The sequence below is a fragment of the Peribacillus sp. BM1 genome, from assembly GCF_056679975.1.
Genome location: NZ_CM155259.1, coordinates 2,206,280 through 2,222,653, shown reverse-complemented (window position 1 = coordinate 2,222,653; position 16,374 = coordinate 2,206,280). Strand labels below are relative to the sequence as shown.

Genomic DNA, 16,374 nt, shown 5'->3' with positions numbered 1-16,374 from the left:
ACGATAAGAAAAACTGTCACCTACTATAGGTCACAAAAATAATTATTCTAATATATATTCTATGCTCGAATATGACAGGTGTATGAATAGACACTAAAACTCATTGCAAAATGTATAAAATGAAACTTCAATCAACGGGGTTTTCTTCATCCCCCTACGCTTCTTCGATCTATCTAAGTCTTTAAGCGGAAGTTTTATTACCCATTAATGCAGAATACATTCTTTTTTTCTTACAAAAAAATAAACTGACCGAAGCCAGCTTATTCATTCTGATTACTCGTATTATATTGATCAAGCGTTGAAATTCTCTCGAGCATGGAGGGGTGTGTGTAGCGAAACCATTTCACAAGCAAAGGAGGATTCACTTGACTTAACCCAGCTCTTGTCAACTCCTGAAAGGAACTAATTGCAGCATCTTTATCTTGAGTCATTTCAATCGCATAGTGGTCAGCTCGGCTTTCCTGATACCTTGACACATAATTAGATAAAGGACTGGAAGCGAACAATAAAATAGATGTAATCAATAAAAATAATGGGAATGAACGAATGCTGCTAACTTCTGATATGTTTAGAACTTTCCCCCAGCGCCTAATGGTATAATTCATCAATTTCGCAGTGAACCATAAGCCAACAAGCGTTAAGACTAAATAACCTGCAATTCCAAAATAAATATGTTTTTCCACATAGTGCCCCATCTCGTGCGCCATGATAAAGAGAATTTCTTGATCATTAAGCCGACTCAAAGTCGTATCCCATAAAACAATTCGGGAATTGGAGCCGATTCCCGTGACATATGCATTCAAGGCATTCGTTTTTTCCGCCATATTCACTTCATATACATGCTCAGATGGAATATTCGCTTTATCTGCCATATCTAATATCTTTGTTTCTAATTCCTTGTTTTTAAGCGGATAAAAATCATTATAAAGTGGATCAATAACTACCGGCTGAACGAACATGATAAATAATGAAAAAGGAATCGTCAAAATCCAGGCATACAGCCACCATTTCTTCGCACTTTTTTTCATTAGCCAATATAAAACAGAGACAATAAGAATCATCGTTCCGAAATCGACCCAAAACTCAATCACTCCATCCTTCATCCATGAAGTAAAAGATTGAGTACTGATTCCATAGCTCTTGCCTAAGGTGTAGCGATAATAATTAAGCGGGAACACAACAACATAACTCAACAAAGATAACCAAAATAAATAAATAGAATTTTGAACAATTTTCCACTTCGTTTGCGATAAAGACCACTTTTCAAACCCTCGGGAAATGCCAAATGCTAAAATAAGAAAATAAAATAACCAATCAAATGGAACCGCCGCAAAAAACAGAAAATTCCTGATTTTCGAATACTCTTCACTCAATACCCATTCCCTTTCACTCAAAAAAACAGCTGGATCTGCAACCGTTCCTTTTAAAGCTTCAGGTATAATAGATTGGGCTCCGTGAAATATATACACATACATACCAGCTATATATAAACCAAATAAAACGATTGCAGTTAAGACCGATTTCCTTACCATAATCCAACCCCTTCCTTATCACTTCCTACTTTAAGTGTAGTACATAACGGACAAGTTAGAACCATTTCCTAATATTGAAATTGTAAGTTTTGTGCAACTATCCTTCATGATTTCAACCAAATCAGCCATCACCCTTTCTCTTTAGGATGATAGCTGATTTCTTACTTTTTCAATCATTTCATCAAGACGGATAATGCTTTTTTTTGCACGCTCGAAATCAATCTTTCGATAATGATGGAGACCACCTTCTTCTTCGTCTTTCTCATCGGCCCATTTTACAATTTGTTGAAGTGGCGTGCGAATAATGTCATTTGTAGGTAGAAATGAATCAGTATGGAATAGAATCGCGAGAGATATGGTTTTGGCTTGGATTGGATTTTCTCCAAGTCGAATAAGTAGCTTATGAGCTCTTTCTGCTCCTTTTATTGCATGTATATCATTTTGTTTATAAAGGTCATAATCCCACTTCCCATTTTTATACCATGTAAAATGTCCCATATCATGAAGCAAACCGGCTTTGGCAGCTATATCGACGTCCACATTCTGCTCTTTAGCCAAGTGAAAGGCATGGTATGCAACAGCAATAGCGTGCACTAATCCAGAACGGTTTAAATATTTCTGTGTAATATGATGTTGAAATATATCAAGTAGGGTCACGTCTCTCATTCAATCCCCTCCTCTATTATAGTAAGCTTATTATCAAGCCTGAATTTTTTAAATGTTATCATATCGAATATGCAGAAATTTTTCAAGTGGAACATCATAATGCTTTTTAAGAGGTTGTTCAAAAAGTCCGGTAAAAAGATTGCGAATCGCATCGAAGCTCTGTCTTCCCGGTCCTCTTGAAATGCGCTCCTCGAACTTTTCGGCTCTTTTATCCTCCCTTTTGAACATGTACTTTAAAGAGTATTATAAAAATATGGCCTTATTATTCTATTCAGCCTAATAATCACAAGTTCACGACAGAGTTCTTGTAATCGCCAGTGATTTATCTCTGAACCTCTCATGACTAAAGTCACAAGTGTTCTCGGCTATTTCATAAAAGAAAACTAAAAGCCCCATCTATCGAACAAACGATAGATGGCGGCCTTTTAAATTTTCTATCAGTAAATAAGGTTAATAACTTCTTCTTTTGTCACATTCCCAAAGTAATGCTTCACATCAACATTTGCTAAGACGCGCTCAATTTCAGTACGTTCATAACGAATCCCCGTAAGTTTCTCTTCAATTTCGCTCACATCGCCGACACCAAAGAAATCTCCGTATACTTTACAGTTTTCAATTTTTCCTTTATTCACTTCTAAGCGAATATCAATTGACCCGACTGGAAAGCGGTGTGAATGCTGTAAGTTGAACTTCGGTGATTTACCATAGTTCCAATCCCAGTTTTGGTAACGTTCTTTAGAAATTTCATTGATTTTTGCCCAATCCTCTTCCGTTAAAACATACTCGGGAATGGTTTCGTTTTCTTCGTAGATATATTTAAGAATCAAAGAACGGAATTCTTCAATAGTCATGGGTTCTTCAAGGAACTCTGCGATATTGGCTACACGACTTCTGACCGATTTAATTCCTTTCGATTCGATCTTGTCCTTTTTCACTTTTAAACTTGAGACAATATGATCCATTTCGGAATTAAACAAAAGCGTACCATGCGTGAACATGCGGCCTCTCGTACTGAATTGGGCGATACCGGAGATCTTTCTGCCTTCAGCTAGAATATCATTCCTCCCGCTTATTTCTGCGTTAATCCCCAGCTTACTAAGCGCCTTAACAACAGGCTCCGTGAATTTCTTAAAGTCATGGAAGCTTTGACCGTCATCCTTAGTAATGAAACTAAAGTTTAAGTTTCCAAGGTCATGATACACAGCACCACCACCCGAAAGTCTTCGAACCACTTTAATTCCATTATTCTCGACATATTCTGTATTGATCTCTTCAATCGTATTTTGGTTTTTACCGATAATGATGGACGGACCATTGATGTAAAATAATAAATACGTTTCATTTATGTCAAGGTTTTTTAATATGTATTCTTCAATAGCAAGATTCATTTGCGGATCGTGAATCCCTTTATTATCTACAAAGATCATTCGTGTTTCCTCCTTTATTTTACCTAAAAAATCACAATTGAAATTCCATGCCACTTCTAGCAAGGGCAGTTTCACGTTTAAATACTTCTCCTGCTTCTTTTTTTAACTGTTGTAAATCTCCATAATGTGGTAAGTGAGTAAGCATGAGCAAGTGGGCATCCGCAAGATGCGCAATCATCCCCGCTTCTCTTGCTGTCATATGACCTGCTGATGAGCCATCTGTATGTCCGTAAAGACTACTCTCACATAATAACACTTTCGCATCTTTTGCAAAAATCGACAGCTCTTCCATATACGAACTATCTCCTGTATAGACAATGGATTCGCCATTTACCTCAATTTTCATGGCAAAGCAAGGAACAGGATGCTTTGTTCTTAAAAAAGTAAAAGTAAATGGGCCAATTAAAAGAGGCTCGTCCTCTTTATATGCAATCCCCTTTGTAATATCTTTATAAGTTAGCTTTTTAAATTCGCCTTCGTTTAAATGATGGCCATAGATTGGCAGTGTTTTTTTCGGCTTCCCTAAAAAGCTACCAATTAGCAATGCGTGCTGAAGTACACCGATATCTGCAATATGATCTGGATGATAGTGAGTTAATACAACAGCATCTAATTTTTCCGGTTGCATATGGTTCTGCAGCTGGGCCAAAACACCGCTACCACAATCGAGCAGCACCCTGTAATCTCCATATTCCACAAGATAACCTGAAGACGCTTCATTCTTTGCAGGATAGCCGCCCCAGCAACCTATTACAGTAATTTTCATACAACAATCTCCTCCTGTGGTGATTTCGATAAGAGAAACGCATACGCTTTTTTCACCCCAATGGTTAGGCCTTAGCGTAATTAGTCGCTTACATTAGACATCAAAACCTATACTTATATATTAAATATATCGTATTATCCTGTTCTTTTCATCTTTTACCTATTCAAGTTAAACCTTTACACAAATGGGCTGTCCCATAACGAAAAGGTCTAAACCCCACACCAACTATATACGGTTAATATGCAGTGTAATGACACAATTAAACCATGTATAGAGTGTGAAGTTAGACCCTTTTATTTACGCTTCTAATTCTTGAACTGCGTCGTTCATTTCTGAGTAGCTTTTTTTATATTTCACTACAAAATAAAGAATGGTAAGCACAAGAAAGCTAACCATAAATGCTAATAGTACCAAGCTATCCGACCACATTAGACTGAAATTCCCACTTGAAATGACTTCCTTAAACCCTCGTACAGAATACGCCATAGGCAATACATGATTTAACCATTGTAGCTGTGACGGGATTAACTCCACTGGGAATGTACCAGCACTTGTTGTCAATTGCAAAATCAAAATGATAACTGCTAAAAAACGGCCTGGGTTATCCATTGTTGTAACTAATAATTGGATAAGTGCCATAAATGTTAAGCTTGTAATGATTGAAAATAAGATGAATAATGGAACACTTTGGACTTTGAGATCTAAAAGAATGATTAGTAATCCAGAAACAAGTATTGCCTGGGTAATTCCAACAGCTGCAATAACACCAAATTTACTAAAGAACCATGTAAATCCATTTTTCGGAATACCAACAGGTTCTCTTAATGGAAAGACAATGGAAAGCATTAATGCTCCTACAAATAAACCTAGAGATAAGAAATATGGAGCAATACCTGTTCCATAGTTCGGCACTTTGTTGATCCCTTCTTTATCTACCGTTACTGGTTTGGCAACCATGTTATACGTATCTTCGGTAGGATGCAATCCTTCTGATTCATTCGCTGCTTTATTTAGTTCATCTTTAAATGTTTGGGAACCTTCTTTAAGATCTGTTGTGCCATTAGCAAGTTGCTTTGATCCATCTACTAATTGCGTAGATCCGTCAGCTAATGCTTTCGAACCTTCCTCCAATTGTCTAACTCCGCTCGTTAAGCTACTGACTCCTACTACAAGCTTATCTCCGCCTGCTTTGGCTTCATTCAATTTACTTGAGAACGTCGTTAGTCCAGAACTTAACTGCTTTTGACCACTAAGCAACTGATCTGCACCCGTATCTAATTTAGCTGTTCCATTATTTAGATCCTGCAACCCGTTTTGAAGAGCCTTTTGTCCTTCGGTTAACGCTGATAGATTGCTAGTGACATTGGCTGAACCAGCGGCAAGTTTCCCTGCTGCAGCAGTGATATTCTCGTTACCAGCTTGGAGTGCAACTGTTCCTTGAGATAACTGTTCCAAAAGCTGATTAATTCCCACTTGATCTTCTTCTGGAAGAGATGCAAGTACTGGTGCTAATTGAGTTTGCAGGACGGCTAATCCATTCTTAACGTCCGTCGCGCCTTGATAAGCCGAATTCGCTCCATCTTGAAGCTGCTTAAGTCCATCTGTTACTTGATTAGAGCCTTCATTTAGCTTACTTGTACCCGTAATAGCCTCATCCATTTTCTGCACAATGGTGCTAATTCCTTGATGTGCTTGGTGAATTCCAACTTGTAAGCTTCTTGTTCCATCTTCCGCTTTCTTAGCGCCATCAACTAGCTGAATTTGAGCTTTGGAAAGCTGACCTAATCCATTAGTAAGGATTTCAACCCCAGTTTGCAGCTCTTTAGTGCCGCTTTCCAATTTATTCGCACCACCAGTAAATTCAACTTGTTTCTCAGCTAATAGCGCTAATTTTTCTTCAAGTGTTTTAGCACCACTATTTAAATCTGCTACACCAGTTAACAGTTTCCCCGCCGCTTCATCAGCCGTTTGGTAGCCACCTGCCATTTTTGTTAAGCTGTCGAACATCGTTTCGGCATAGGTTTCGGTCACTTTTTCTTGAAGATTCATTTGAATTTTTTGTATCGCTGTTTCACCGATTTGTGCCGATAAAAAGTTAAAACTTTCATTCGGTACATATTTCAATTCCAACTTTTTCGGTGTATCATCGAGCAAGGTTGTTGCATTTTTAGAGAAATTTTTAGGAATCTCAACAAGCAAATAATACTTTTGATCTTTTAAATTTTTATATCCGGTTTCATGATCGACAAATTTAAAGTTAAAATCCTTACTTTCCTTTAAATTCTTGACAAATTCCTCACCAATTTCATAGGTTTTACCATCAAGCACTGCGCCCTGATCATTATTAACGATAGCTACGGGTAAATCGTACAATTGCTTATATGGATCCCAAAATGCCCATAATAACATGCCACCGTACATAATTGGTATAAATAATATAGCTACTATAGAAACAAGCAATTTTCGATTTGTAAAAATAGACTTCCATTCACTTTTCAACATAAACTACCTCCTTGATTCACAATGACCATTTTGTTCATTTGGTCATTAATCTGCAAAAAATGAGGATTACCCGTTTTAAAGTGATAATCCCTTAAATAAATATAGGTCGAACAATTCTGCTATCTCTTCTTTATTTAGAGGCTTCCTTATTCTCTCCCAATCTACAATAAGTGTGATATACATTTTCAGCATAAGAAATGCCGTCAATTCAGGGTCACAATCTTTAATATACTTCTTCTGGATTGCTATCTTAATCTTCTGTGCGATAAAAGAAATAATTGCATTTTCAATTTCCTCGACCATTTCCAATACAGTTGGTGTTCTTATTTCTTGTTCTTCTTGAAATAGTTTGATCATCAATTGATGCTCACGCCTAAATTCTAATAGACGATAGAGTGTAAGATGAAGATTCTCCGTAAAGGTTAGCTCAGGATTAATAGCATCGTTCGCTTCTTGCTCCATCTCTACAATCATGTTATCAACAATTTCTTTAAATAATTCCTCCTTATTTGCATAAAACGTATAAATAGTCCCCTTACCAACATTCGCAATCTTGGCAACCTGATCCATCGTTGTTGCTTTATACCCAAATAATGAAAAAGACTTTGTGGCGGCCTCGATAATTAATTTTTTTCGATTAACTGACATCTTCCACCTCATAATTGACCAAATGAACATTTCGGTCATCAAGTTCAGTAACATATTAACAAATTGGTTTTGAAATTGCAAACACCTAATACAAAAGATCAATCATTACTACAGGAGAAAAATAATATTTAACAGTAAATCTCCACGTTCTTTGAGATAGCTTGCTTAGATTTTCTACTTATAGAGGTTGTTCATAAAGTCCAGTAATAATAGCTGTAGAATTTCTTCTTCGCTCTGTCTTTCCTCGAACTTCTCAGCTCTTTTTATCCTCCTTTTTAACACGCACTTATAATTTTCCTACCGTTTTTCCGAACAAAAAGAGGACACTCCACGAAGTCGTTCTTCCCTTTACAGAGGTTGTCCCAAAAGGGTCTAACCTTCTCACACTCTATACACCGTTTATTGTGTCATGTTCACGTCTTAAAAGGTGTATAGTAGCTGTGATATCTAAGCCTTTTGTTATAAGACAGCCTCTTTGGAAATCGAATTCTATGGAATTATCCTCTTGTTTTGTTTTCTATTGTAGATCTAATTTTTTCATAATAATCGTTTTCAATGCGTCAATAAACGCAGGATGTACATTCGGCATATTAGGGCGATAGTAGTTTGCTCCAACCTCGTCGGTTACAACCTTGCACTCATAATCATTGTCATAAAGAACTTCCAGGTGTTCGGCAATGAATCCGACTGGTATGTAAATAAAAGCTTTATAGCCATTTTTAGCGTACAGTTCTCTCGTTAAGTCCTGAACATCTGGCCCTAGCCAAGGCTCTGGTGTTTGCCCAGCACTTTGCCAGCCTATTTCGTAATTTTTAACATTCGCTGCTTCTGCAATTAGCTTAGCTGTTTCTTCCAGCTGTTTTGGATAAGGATCGCCATTTTGCAAGATCTTTTCTGGCAGGCTATGCGCCGATACGATTAAGATATAATGATCTCTTTCTTCTGGTGTCATTTTTGCAAATGTTTCATTTAATTGATCAACCCAATATTGAATAAATTTAGGTTCTTTATACCAACTTTCAACACATGTAATCTTTAGATCACCAAGCGTCTCGGCTGCTTTCTTCGCACGTTCATTATAAGATTTAACACTGAACGTAGAAAAATGAGGAGCAAGAACAAGGCTTACAGCTTCTGTAATCCCGTCTTCATGCATTTGTTGGACTGCATCTTCGATGAACGGTTCAATATGTTTTAAGCCGATATATGCTTTAAATTCAATTTCTTTTTGCGATTCGTTCAACATATTTTGTAGCCCTATTGCTTGACCTTCTGTAATTTTGGCAAGTGGAGATATCCCGCCAATTGCTTTATAACGCCTGCGAAGGTCTTCAAGTGCTTCCACAGAAGGCTTTCTTCCATGACGTATATGCGTATAATACCGTTCTATGTCTTCCTCTTTGTACGGAGTCCCGTAAGCCATTACTAAAAGACCCATTTTCTTTCTTACCATTGTTGTTAACACCTCATTTAGAATAAACTATCTAACTTCACAATCTACATTTTTAACGTACTACAAAGCAGTAGCGGACCTTAGTCGAAGTTCCTTAATAGCAGCTTACTCTTTTCTTATTTCCATGAAGAATATTCATGTATAAAAGCAGTCAACTTCTTCAGTGTTTCCGGATTAACTTCTGGGAAAACACCATGTCCAAGATTAAAGATGAAACCAGGTTGCTCCATGCCTTGATCTAGGATCTGTTTCGCTTTATCTTCAATCACTTCCCATGGTGCTAAAAGATAAGAAGGATCAAGATTTCCTTGTACAGCCTTTTTAATGCCCATTTCTCTTGCTTCTCTGATAGGTAGTCTCCAATCTAAGCCAACTACATCAACCGGAAGGTCATTCCACTCCAATGCCAAGTGCCTTGCACCTACTCCATGCATGATTAATGGAACATTTTCTTCACGTAAAGCAGAGAATATTCGATTCATAACTGGTTTAATATACTTTCGGTAGTCCTCAACATTTAACGTACCTACCCAGGAATCAAAGATTTGGATTGCGCTTACACCCGCATTTATTTGCGCTTTAACATATGTAATGACCATCTCACCTAACTTATCCATTAAAGCAAACCAAGCTTGAGGCTCCGTATACATAAATGCTTTCGTTTTATGGTAATTTTTCGAAGGGCCACCTTCAATCATATACGACGCAATCGTAAATGGCGCACCTGAGAAACCAATTAATGGAACAGTTAACTGTTCTTTCGTTAACAACTTAATCGTATCCAACACATAAGCAATATCTTTTTCAGGATTTAATTCACCCAGTCTACCTACATCTTCAATCGAACGAATAGGATTATCAATCACTGGACCGATTCCAGATTTAATTTCTACATTAACGCCAAGTGCTGGCAGTGGTGTCATAATATCTTTATAAAGAACAGCAGCATCTACGTCATACTGCTCAACCGGTAGCCGTGTAACATAAGCGCATAATTCCGGTTGATGAGTAATTTCAAACAAGGAATATTTTTCTTTAATTTTACGATACTCCGGCTGTGACCTACCAGCTTGGCGCATATACCAAACTGGAACATGGCTCGTCTTTTCCCCTCTTGCAGCCTTTAAAAAAGTATCATTCGTAATCTTAACCATTCATATCCACCTTTCGAACATGACGAATTTTATCGCTCATCGTCTTCCTAATATTAGAATAACAGAAGTCAGATTATTTTCAAATGCAACTGCTTACTACTTTATGCTATTCCTTTATAGAAGTATAGAACTCCTCTGACATTGTCACTAATTCGACTTTTTTATTTGAAGGAATGACCTGAATAAAAAAGAAAACTGAATAAACAAACATGTATTGTTTTGTATTGATAGTTTATTCTTGCTATGATTTAACCAAAGAAGCTTGAAAAGGTTACCAAAATAAAAAAGGTGGGAAACTAATGAACATATTTATAACGACTGGAACACGAGAATTTCTACAAAAGGTAAAAGAAAAGCACGTAAATGAAAAACTTTATTTTATGGGAAACGCGGAACATGCACTTTTACTACATGAGACAACTGGTAAAACCATCTTTTCGTCCCCAAGAAAATTTGAAGTAGTGGATGAACGTGGTGAACTAAAGGAGATAGGGTATGTCGTGATGAATAACATCCCGGTTACAGAAGAGGGCCGACCAGGATTTGAATTCCGGTTTAAAAATCGAGCAGGCTTGATTGAAAAGGAACCTGGATTCACCGCACTTCGAATTCTCAGACCTTTGAACTCAGATACGTATGTTATTTTGACGATGTGGGAAGATCAAGAAGCATTCACGAATTGGAAAAACTCAAATTCCTTCCAATCCGCTCATAATAAAGATAGTAAATCTCTTGATAATCCCGATTTGAATAAAAAGATTTTCTCAGGACCAGCTTATGTGACACAATATTCCTTAATAAATGAGGAAGGACAATAAAGTAAAGTTTCCATCAGTGGGGGGTATCTCCTACTGATGGTTAGTTGAACCAATCCACCGATAAACCTCAGATTACTTTCGATTTGGTATCAACTCCGCAAGGTTTCTAACCGCCAAAATCATCACCCTTAAAATCCAGGCAGGTCAAACACCAATCTAATCGCCCATCATATTCTGTATGAAAATCACTTTCTTTACCAATACAGGGGAGGATTCTTTATGGGCGTAGAATGGACAGCGCTGCATTGGATTTATATTGTATTCATCGTATTGATTATAGGTTTTATGGTAAAGAGGCGGGATACGACACTTATCTGTATACTTGGAATATTTTCTCTCGCTCTCATTGCAACAGGCAGTCTCTCTGCTTCAGTCAGCGGGATATTTAATAGCTTCATCTTTGCAATTACCGAGCTAATGTCAACCATTCTTGTCATTTCTATCATTGTAGCTATGAGTCAAGTTTTAACGAAAACAGGAATTAATGATGCGATGATTTCACCGTTTACACGCTTTATTACATCACCTGCACTTGCCTATTGGATAATTGGTATCTTAATGATGGTCATTTCATGGTTTTTCTGGCCATCACCAGCCGTAGCATTACTTGGTGCTGTTTTATTACCAGTAGCCATTCGTGCGGGCTTACCAGCTCTCGGCGTTGCCATGGCAATGAATTTGTTCGGTCACGGCATTGCTCTATCAAGCGATTTTATCATTCAGGCAGCACCTAAATTAACAGCTGATGCTGCGTCTCTTCCTGTTGGAGAAGTAATTAGTGCAAGTATTCCTCTCGTTATCACAATGGGACTTGTCACTACGATAACGGCATATTTTTTTCTTCGCAGAGACATGATGCGTGGATCATTGCCTGTCAGCACCAATATTCATGTAGAAAATGAAAATATTCGATCAGAAGATTTTTTATCTTCAAGTCAGAAAAAGTTCTTTGCCGTTTTCATTCCTATCGCCTTTATTCTTGATGTTGTCGCCATGAGTGTTCTGAAGCTTCAGGGCGGGGATGCTACAGCTTTAGTAGGTGGGACAGCTGTATTCATTTTGATCATTCTTTCACTTTTTGCACATAAACAGCAAGGTTTGGAAAAAATTACGGCGTATCTAATTCAAGGTTTTCAATTCGGTTTTAAAGTATTCGGCCCAGTCATCCCTATAGCCGCTTTCTTTTATTTAGGAGATTCCGGCTTTCAGAAAATTTTAGGAGGTCACCTGCCAGCAACATCACATGGGATTGTTAATGATCTTGGGATTGGGTTGGCGGCTCTTGTGCCTTTATCAAAAGAAGTTGCAGCCATTACATTAACAATTACTGGTGCAATAACTGGCTTAGACGGTTCAGGTTTTTCTGGCATTTCATTAGCAGGTTCAGTAGCCAATTTATTTGCTACAGCAATTGGAGGTGGCGCAGCTACTTTAACGGCACTTGGTCAAATTTCGGCTATTTGGGTCGGTGGCGGTACGCTAATTCCTTGGGCTTTAATCCCAGCAGCAGCGATATGTAATGTAGATCCATTTGAACTAGCACGACGAAATCTATTTCCAGTGGCAATTGGATTAGTTGTTACGACCATTGTTGCAATGTTTTTAATGTAAGAACCGTTACTTTCGTATTTTCCCTTAGTATGAAAAAATATCCAGAATCATTAATAACTATTTTCTCACGAACTAGAAGAAGGATGCCTAAAAGGGTCACACTCTTTTAGGCATCCTTCATTCTTATCCAGCTTCATTATCATTCACCAATCACACCGCATGCGATGCGATCTCCTGCATCACCGGCTGGCTGGGATTTATTGTCGTCTGCTTTTGCATGTATCACAAGTGCCGAGCCATCCGAATCGAACAATGAATATTCTTGATGGGTCTTTAATGTAACGTGTTTAGCTATAACTTCTTCTTTAATCATGCCATCTTTTCCAACTTCAATATTGGGAAGGTCACCTGCATGTGGTCCCTCTTCATGATCTATACCGTGACTCGCATTTGTAGGATTAAAATGCCCGCCTGCTGTTTTAAAAGTAGGAGCAACACATGACGCTGTTTCATGAATATGAAAACCATGTATTCCTGGTGGCAAATTTGACGCCTCTAAACTGATGCGTACACCTGTATCAATTTCTTCCAGGTTGACTGTCCCAATTTTCACACCTTCCGTATTCTGTAAGTCAACAGTTACCAATTCACCCCCACCTTTAACCTTTTCTTGAGGGTTATTTTGCCCTACACCTGCATTAGCTGGATTCCCTTCTTGATTCATCCCTTCATCTGAGATTGACCGCTCGTCACTTTTTTCAGTATTGCTACCACTAGTGCTATTACCATTATTATCACTATTGTCATTGCCGCTTCCGCAAGCCCCTAGCACAAACATTATGCCTATAAAAATCTTTAAAAAAAGGAAACGCCTCATATTTTATCTATCCTTTCTCTATTTATGTTACTTCTACATACACTCTTTACAAAATTGAACATCTTTAAACATTTCTAAGTCTTAACACTATACAAGGTTGTATTGCTCTTTTCTTCATAACATTTTCAGTAGTAACATAATAGAACATGAAAAAATGAATATACACTTATATAACTAAAACAAAAACTACCTTCCCTATTACACTCTAGGAAAAGGTAGTTTTCTCAAAAATTGATAAATATTCCGATTCTTTTCATACTGCTTGAAGTGTATCTCTTTCGCTAAACATCTAAATTTATTAAAATAAATGATGCCACTCATAATGTAATGTATTAAGAATTGGCGCTACAAAAAAACCGAAAATAAACAAGGTCAAACGCTTACCAATCCACAATATCAATATGATTGCCAATCCAACAGCTGCTCCTATATACGCTAACCAAGGAAACTGAGCTGTAGATAGAGGTAAATAATAGCCTAAATTAGCAGCTAATAATACCCCTAGAAGTAATGGATTTAATAACCTCAATTCCGAAAATGCATGATTTTCCATAGATAATCGCTCCTTGTTTTAAGTATTCGACATTTAATGAATACACTATTCAAGAGAAAGTGAAACTTCAATCAATGGGGAGTCTTACTGCCTGTTAAAGATTGGATAAAAATCTACGTATAGAAAATTTACCTTTGTTACTTCAACTGTCATATTCTTGAACTACCCACCACTTAATTTTCTAACGAAAATTTGAAGTGGGGGATTCCTAGGAACACCAATCTATCGATCAGTTATGAGTTAGGCGATCCCCGTGGTCCCTACGGTTCGAAGTCTTATAGCTTCATTTTTAAGATTTTTCCCTGCGTTTATATCTCGATCATGATCGGTATGGCACTCTGGACAGTCCCATTCACGTAATCCAAGATGTTTAACGTCTTCATTTTTATAGCCACAACATGAACAAAGCTGACTGGAAGGGAAGTTTTTTGCAACCGTTACGACTTGTTTCCCGTACCATTTCGCTTTGTATTCAATCATGGTTTTGAATTGTGACCACGATACTTCACTAATGGCTTTGGCAAGATTACCATTTTTAAGCATGTTACTTACAGACAAATTTTCCATACCGATCATGTCGTGGTTTTTGACAATTTCAGTGGAGATTTTATCTACGTAATCTTTTCTTGCATTCGTGATTTTTTCGTGGATTCGTGCTACGTTGATTTTAGCTTTGTACCAATTCGAACCACCTATTGTACGTCTACTCATGATTCTTTGTGCTTTGGCTAGCTTTTCTTCTAAGGTACGGAAAAACTTTAGATTCGAATAGATCGTTCCATTTGAAAGAATCGCAAAATCTTTGATCCCCAAATCGATCCCTACTGCTGACTCTGTTTTAGGTAACTCTGATACTTCTGATTCGGTTGCTATAGACACAAAGTATTTACCAGAAGGGTTTCGTCTAATGGTAGCACTAAGAATGCGTCCTTCTACCTCACGACTTTTAGCAAAACGAACAAGCCCTAGTTTAGGTACCTTAATTTTGTTTTCAATAACAACAATATTTCCGTTCGTATGCTTGGTTGTATAAGATTGAACCTGATTCTTTTTCGACTTAAAGCGAGGTTGTTTATTCTGCTTTTTGTAATAACGATCATAGGCATCACCTAGATTTTCAACAGATTTTTGCAAGGCAATACTGTCTACTTCTTTTAAAAAAGGATAGTGTTGCTTTAATTGAGGAAAGTATTTAACCGTTTCGTATTTATTCAAGTATGTACCTTTCCAATCATTAGAAGGAAGTTGGCCATTTTGTTTCATTTCTTCTGTGACATACCAATAGAGATCTGTTTCTTTTTGTTTACCAAGAAAGAAGTTAAACACGAAACGTGAACAACCTATCGTTTTATTGATGAGTATGGCTTGATCTTTGTTTGGATAGATGCGAAATTTATAGGCCTTATTCACCAACATACGATTCACCTCCTATATTCTATTTACATTTTACCATTATTCACACACAGATGCAAACGTTTGTTCTATTCAAGTCGAAAAAACAGCAAATATAAGAGCCTTTAGGCTAACGCCTAACCGAAATTCATCTCCCCCTTATCGTTGGGTTACACCCTTCACACGATTGAAGAAGGAGTCTTCTTTCGGAAAATGATAAAAGCAAAAAAAGAAAGGGTTAGATCCACATCTACTTTAACGTTGAAATGACGTCTAATGTCACAATAACCGTTAAAGAGCATGTAGATTAAACCCTTTTGGGATACCCTCGACCTTTATTCGTAAACCATGAGTAGAACAGAACGCATACGATCACAATCGCTCCCCCAAGTGAATATCCCGCCAATACATCTGTCGGGTAATGTGCCTTTAAGACAATTCTGCTTAAACCGATTAGTAGAACGAGTAAACAGAGAACGATTCTAAACAAATTTTTCAAAAAAGTGGACTTTATATGCTTCCCAATAAAATAAACTGCCAAACCGTAACAAGTAATGCTCACCATTGCATGTCCGCTCGGGAAGCTGTACCCTACCGCATCAATTGCTGCATTAATACTCGGTCGCTCACGTTCGATGATTCCTTTCACAAATCGATTCAGCTGATCGGAACCGGCAACGCCAATCGAAACGACAGCCATCGCGAGATAATCTTTTTTCTTGATCCACAGCCAAAGAACTACAATCAACGCGCAAACTCCAAGTATAATGGTTGAACCCATTTCTGTAAGCTTATAAAAAAAACCATACATCCATGTACCTGCGACACTTGAAATGAAAGGTAAAAAGGCTTGATCCAGCTTCAATGGCTGGCCACTTTGAACAGCTTTTGTAATAATCAAGTAAACAGCTAAACACATAAAAAAACCAATTAGAATAATCGGTACATTCTTTTTATACTCTTTTCTCATTTTCCCCTCCAGTTATTTGACTAAGAGCATACCAAAACAGCTTGGCCTCCTTTCCAAACATTGTA

Annotated in this window: 14 protein-coding genes; 2 read left to right on the top strand and 12 right to left on the bottom strand. The window is 37.5% G+C overall.

Annotated features, from left to right (window positions below; genetic code table 11):
* Positions 1-260: 260 nt before the first annotated feature.
* From AC1MGI_RS10715 to hemE, 8 genes are all read right to left on the bottom strand, one after another.
* Entirely contained in the window at positions 261-1,532 is a 1,272-nt protein-coding gene (locus AC1MGI_RS10715; RefSeq protein ID WP_480345260.1) for a M48 family metallopeptidase, read from the bottom strand.
* 141 nt (positions 1,533-1,673) lie between these two features.
* Positions 1,674-2,198 carry an HD domain-containing protein gene (locus tag AC1MGI_RS10710; RefSeq protein ID WP_480345259.1) on the bottom strand — a complete coding sequence of 175 codons (525 nt, stop codon included), beginning with the start codon at positions 2,196-2,198 and terminating at the stop codon, positions 1,674-1,676.
* Between the two features lie 437 nt (positions 2,199-2,635).
* The gene (gene lplA, locus AC1MGI_RS10705) at positions 2,636-3,625 is read right to left on the bottom strand and encodes a lipoate--protein ligase (protein ID WP_480345258.1); all 990 of its coding nucleotides are present in this window, start codon (positions 3,623-3,625) and stop codon (positions 2,636-2,638) included.
* Positions 3,626-3,656: 31 nt separating this feature from the next.
* Complete coding sequence (locus AC1MGI_RS10700) at positions 3,657-4,391, bottom strand: MBL fold metallo-hydrolase (RefSeq protein ID WP_480345257.1); 735 nt, start codon at positions 4,389-4,391, stop codon at positions 3,657-3,659.
* Positions 4,392-4,688: 297 nt separating this feature from the next.
* Positions 4,689-6,893, bottom strand: a complete 2,205-nt coding sequence (locus AC1MGI_RS10695; protein WP_480345255.1) for a YhgE/Pip family protein — start codon at positions 6,891-6,893, stop codon at positions 4,689-4,691.
* Between the two features lie 75 nt (positions 6,894-6,968).
* Complete coding sequence (locus AC1MGI_RS10690) at positions 6,969-7,541, bottom strand: TetR/AcrR family transcriptional regulator (protein ID WP_480345254.1); 573 nt, start codon at positions 7,539-7,541, stop codon at positions 6,969-6,971.
* Positions 7,542-8,058: 517 nt separating this feature from the next.
* Positions 8,059-8,994: a ferrochelatase gene (gene hemH / locus AC1MGI_RS10685; protein ID WP_480345253.1), complete on the bottom strand. Its 936-nt coding sequence runs from the start codon at positions 8,992-8,994 to the stop codon at positions 8,059-8,061.
* 116 nt (positions 8,995-9,110) lie between these two features.
* Positions 9,111-10,148 carry a uroporphyrinogen decarboxylase gene (hemE, locus tag AC1MGI_RS10680; RefSeq protein ID WP_480345252.1) on the bottom strand — a complete coding sequence of 346 codons (1,038 nt, stop codon included), beginning with the start codon at positions 10,146-10,148 and terminating at the stop codon, positions 9,111-9,113.
* A gap of 299 nt (positions 10,149-10,447) precedes the next feature.
* Here hemE and AC1MGI_RS10675 point away from each other — a divergent pair, with 299 nt between their 5' ends.
* Positions 10,448-10,966, top strand: a complete 519-nt coding sequence (locus tag AC1MGI_RS10675) for an antibiotic biosynthesis monooxygenase family protein (protein WP_480345251.1) — start codon at positions 10,448-10,450, stop codon at positions 10,964-10,966.
* 219 nt (positions 10,967-11,185) lie between these two features.
* Positions 11,186-12,577, top strand: a complete 1,392-nt coding sequence (locus AC1MGI_RS10670) for a hypothetical protein (protein WP_480345250.1) — start codon at positions 11,186-11,188, stop codon at positions 12,575-12,577.
* Positions 12,578-12,716: 139 nt separating this feature from the next.
* On the opposite strand, the gene AC1MGI_RS10665 is transcribed toward AC1MGI_RS10670, so the two are convergent.
* The 4 genes from AC1MGI_RS10665 to AC1MGI_RS10650 all read right to left on the bottom strand — a co-directional run bounded on the left by AC1MGI_RS10665 (position 12,717) and on the right by AC1MGI_RS10650 (position 16,309).
* Positions 12,717-13,394, bottom strand: a complete 678-nt coding sequence (locus tag AC1MGI_RS10665; RefSeq protein ID WP_480345249.1) for a superoxide dismutase family protein — start codon at positions 13,392-13,394, stop codon at positions 12,717-12,719.
* 298 nt (positions 13,395-13,692) lie between these two features.
* Positions 13,693-13,947, bottom strand: a complete 255-nt coding sequence (locus AC1MGI_RS10660) for a hypothetical protein (RefSeq protein WP_480345248.1) — start codon at positions 13,945-13,947, stop codon at positions 13,693-13,695.
* Between the two features lie 240 nt (positions 13,948-14,187).
* Entirely contained in the window at positions 14,188-15,363 is a 1,176-nt protein-coding gene (tnpB, locus tag AC1MGI_RS10655; RefSeq protein ID WP_480345247.1) for an IS200/IS605 family element RNA-guided endonuclease TnpB, read from the bottom strand.
* A 283-nt stretch (positions 15,364-15,646) separates the two neighbouring features.
* Positions 15,647-16,309 (bottom strand): phosphatase PAP2 family protein, encoded by a 663-nt coding sequence (locus AC1MGI_RS10650; RefSeq protein WP_480345246.1) that lies wholly within the window; start codon positions 16,307-16,309, stop codon positions 15,647-15,649.
* Between the last annotated feature and the right edge of the window lie 65 nt (positions 16,310-16,374).

Bases quoted from the DNA above. Each gene is read 5' to 3' on its own strand.
- AC1MGI_RS10715 (WP_480345260.1), bottom strand. From the start codon at position 1,532: ATGGTAAGGAAATCGGTCTTAACTGCAATCGTTTTATTTGGTTTATAT.
- AC1MGI_RS10710 (WP_480345259.1), bottom strand. From the start codon at position 2,198: ATGAGAGACGTGACCCTACTTGATATATTTCAACATCATATTACACAG.
- lplA (WP_480345258.1), bottom strand. From the start codon at position 3,625: ATGATCTTTGTAGATAATAAAGGGATTCACGATCCGCAAATGAATCTT.
- AC1MGI_RS10700 (WP_480345257.1), bottom strand. From the start codon at position 4,391: ATGAAAATTACTGTAATAGGTTGCTGGGGCGGCTATCCTGCAAAGAAT.
- AC1MGI_RS10695 (WP_480345255.1), bottom strand. From the start codon at position 6,893: ATGTTGAAAAGTGAATGGAAGTCTATTTTTACAAATCGAAAATTGCTT.
- AC1MGI_RS10690 (WP_480345254.1), bottom strand. From the start codon at position 7,541: ATGTCAGTTAATCGAAAAAAATTAATTATCGAGGCCGCCACAAAGTCT.
- hemH (WP_480345253.1), bottom strand. From the start codon at position 8,994: ATGGTAAGAAAGAAAATGGGTCTTTTAGTAATGGCTTACGGGACTCCG.
- hemE (WP_480345252.1), bottom strand. From the start codon at position 10,148: ATGGTTAAGATTACGAATGATACTTTTTTAAAGGCTGCAAGAGGGGAA.
- AC1MGI_RS10675 (WP_480345251.1), top strand. From the start codon at position 10,448: ATGAACATATTTATAACGACTGGAACACGAGAATTTCTACAAAAGGTA.
- AC1MGI_RS10670 (WP_480345250.1), top strand. From the start codon at position 11,186: ATGGGCGTAGAATGGACAGCGCTGCATTGGATTTATATTGTATTCATC.
- AC1MGI_RS10665 (WP_480345249.1), bottom strand. From the start codon at position 13,394: ATGAGGCGTTTCCTTTTTTTAAAGATTTTTATAGGCATAATGTTTGTG.
- AC1MGI_RS10660 (WP_480345248.1), bottom strand. From the start codon at position 13,947: ATGGAAAATCATGCATTTTCGGAATTGAGGTTATTAAATCCATTACTT.
- tnpB (WP_480345247.1), bottom strand. From the start codon at position 15,363: ATGTTGGTGAATAAGGCCTATAAATTTCGCATCTATCCAAACAAAGAT.
- AC1MGI_RS10650 (WP_480345246.1), bottom strand. From the start codon at position 16,309: ATGAGAAAAGAGTATAAAAAGAATGTACCGATTATTCTAATTGGTTTT.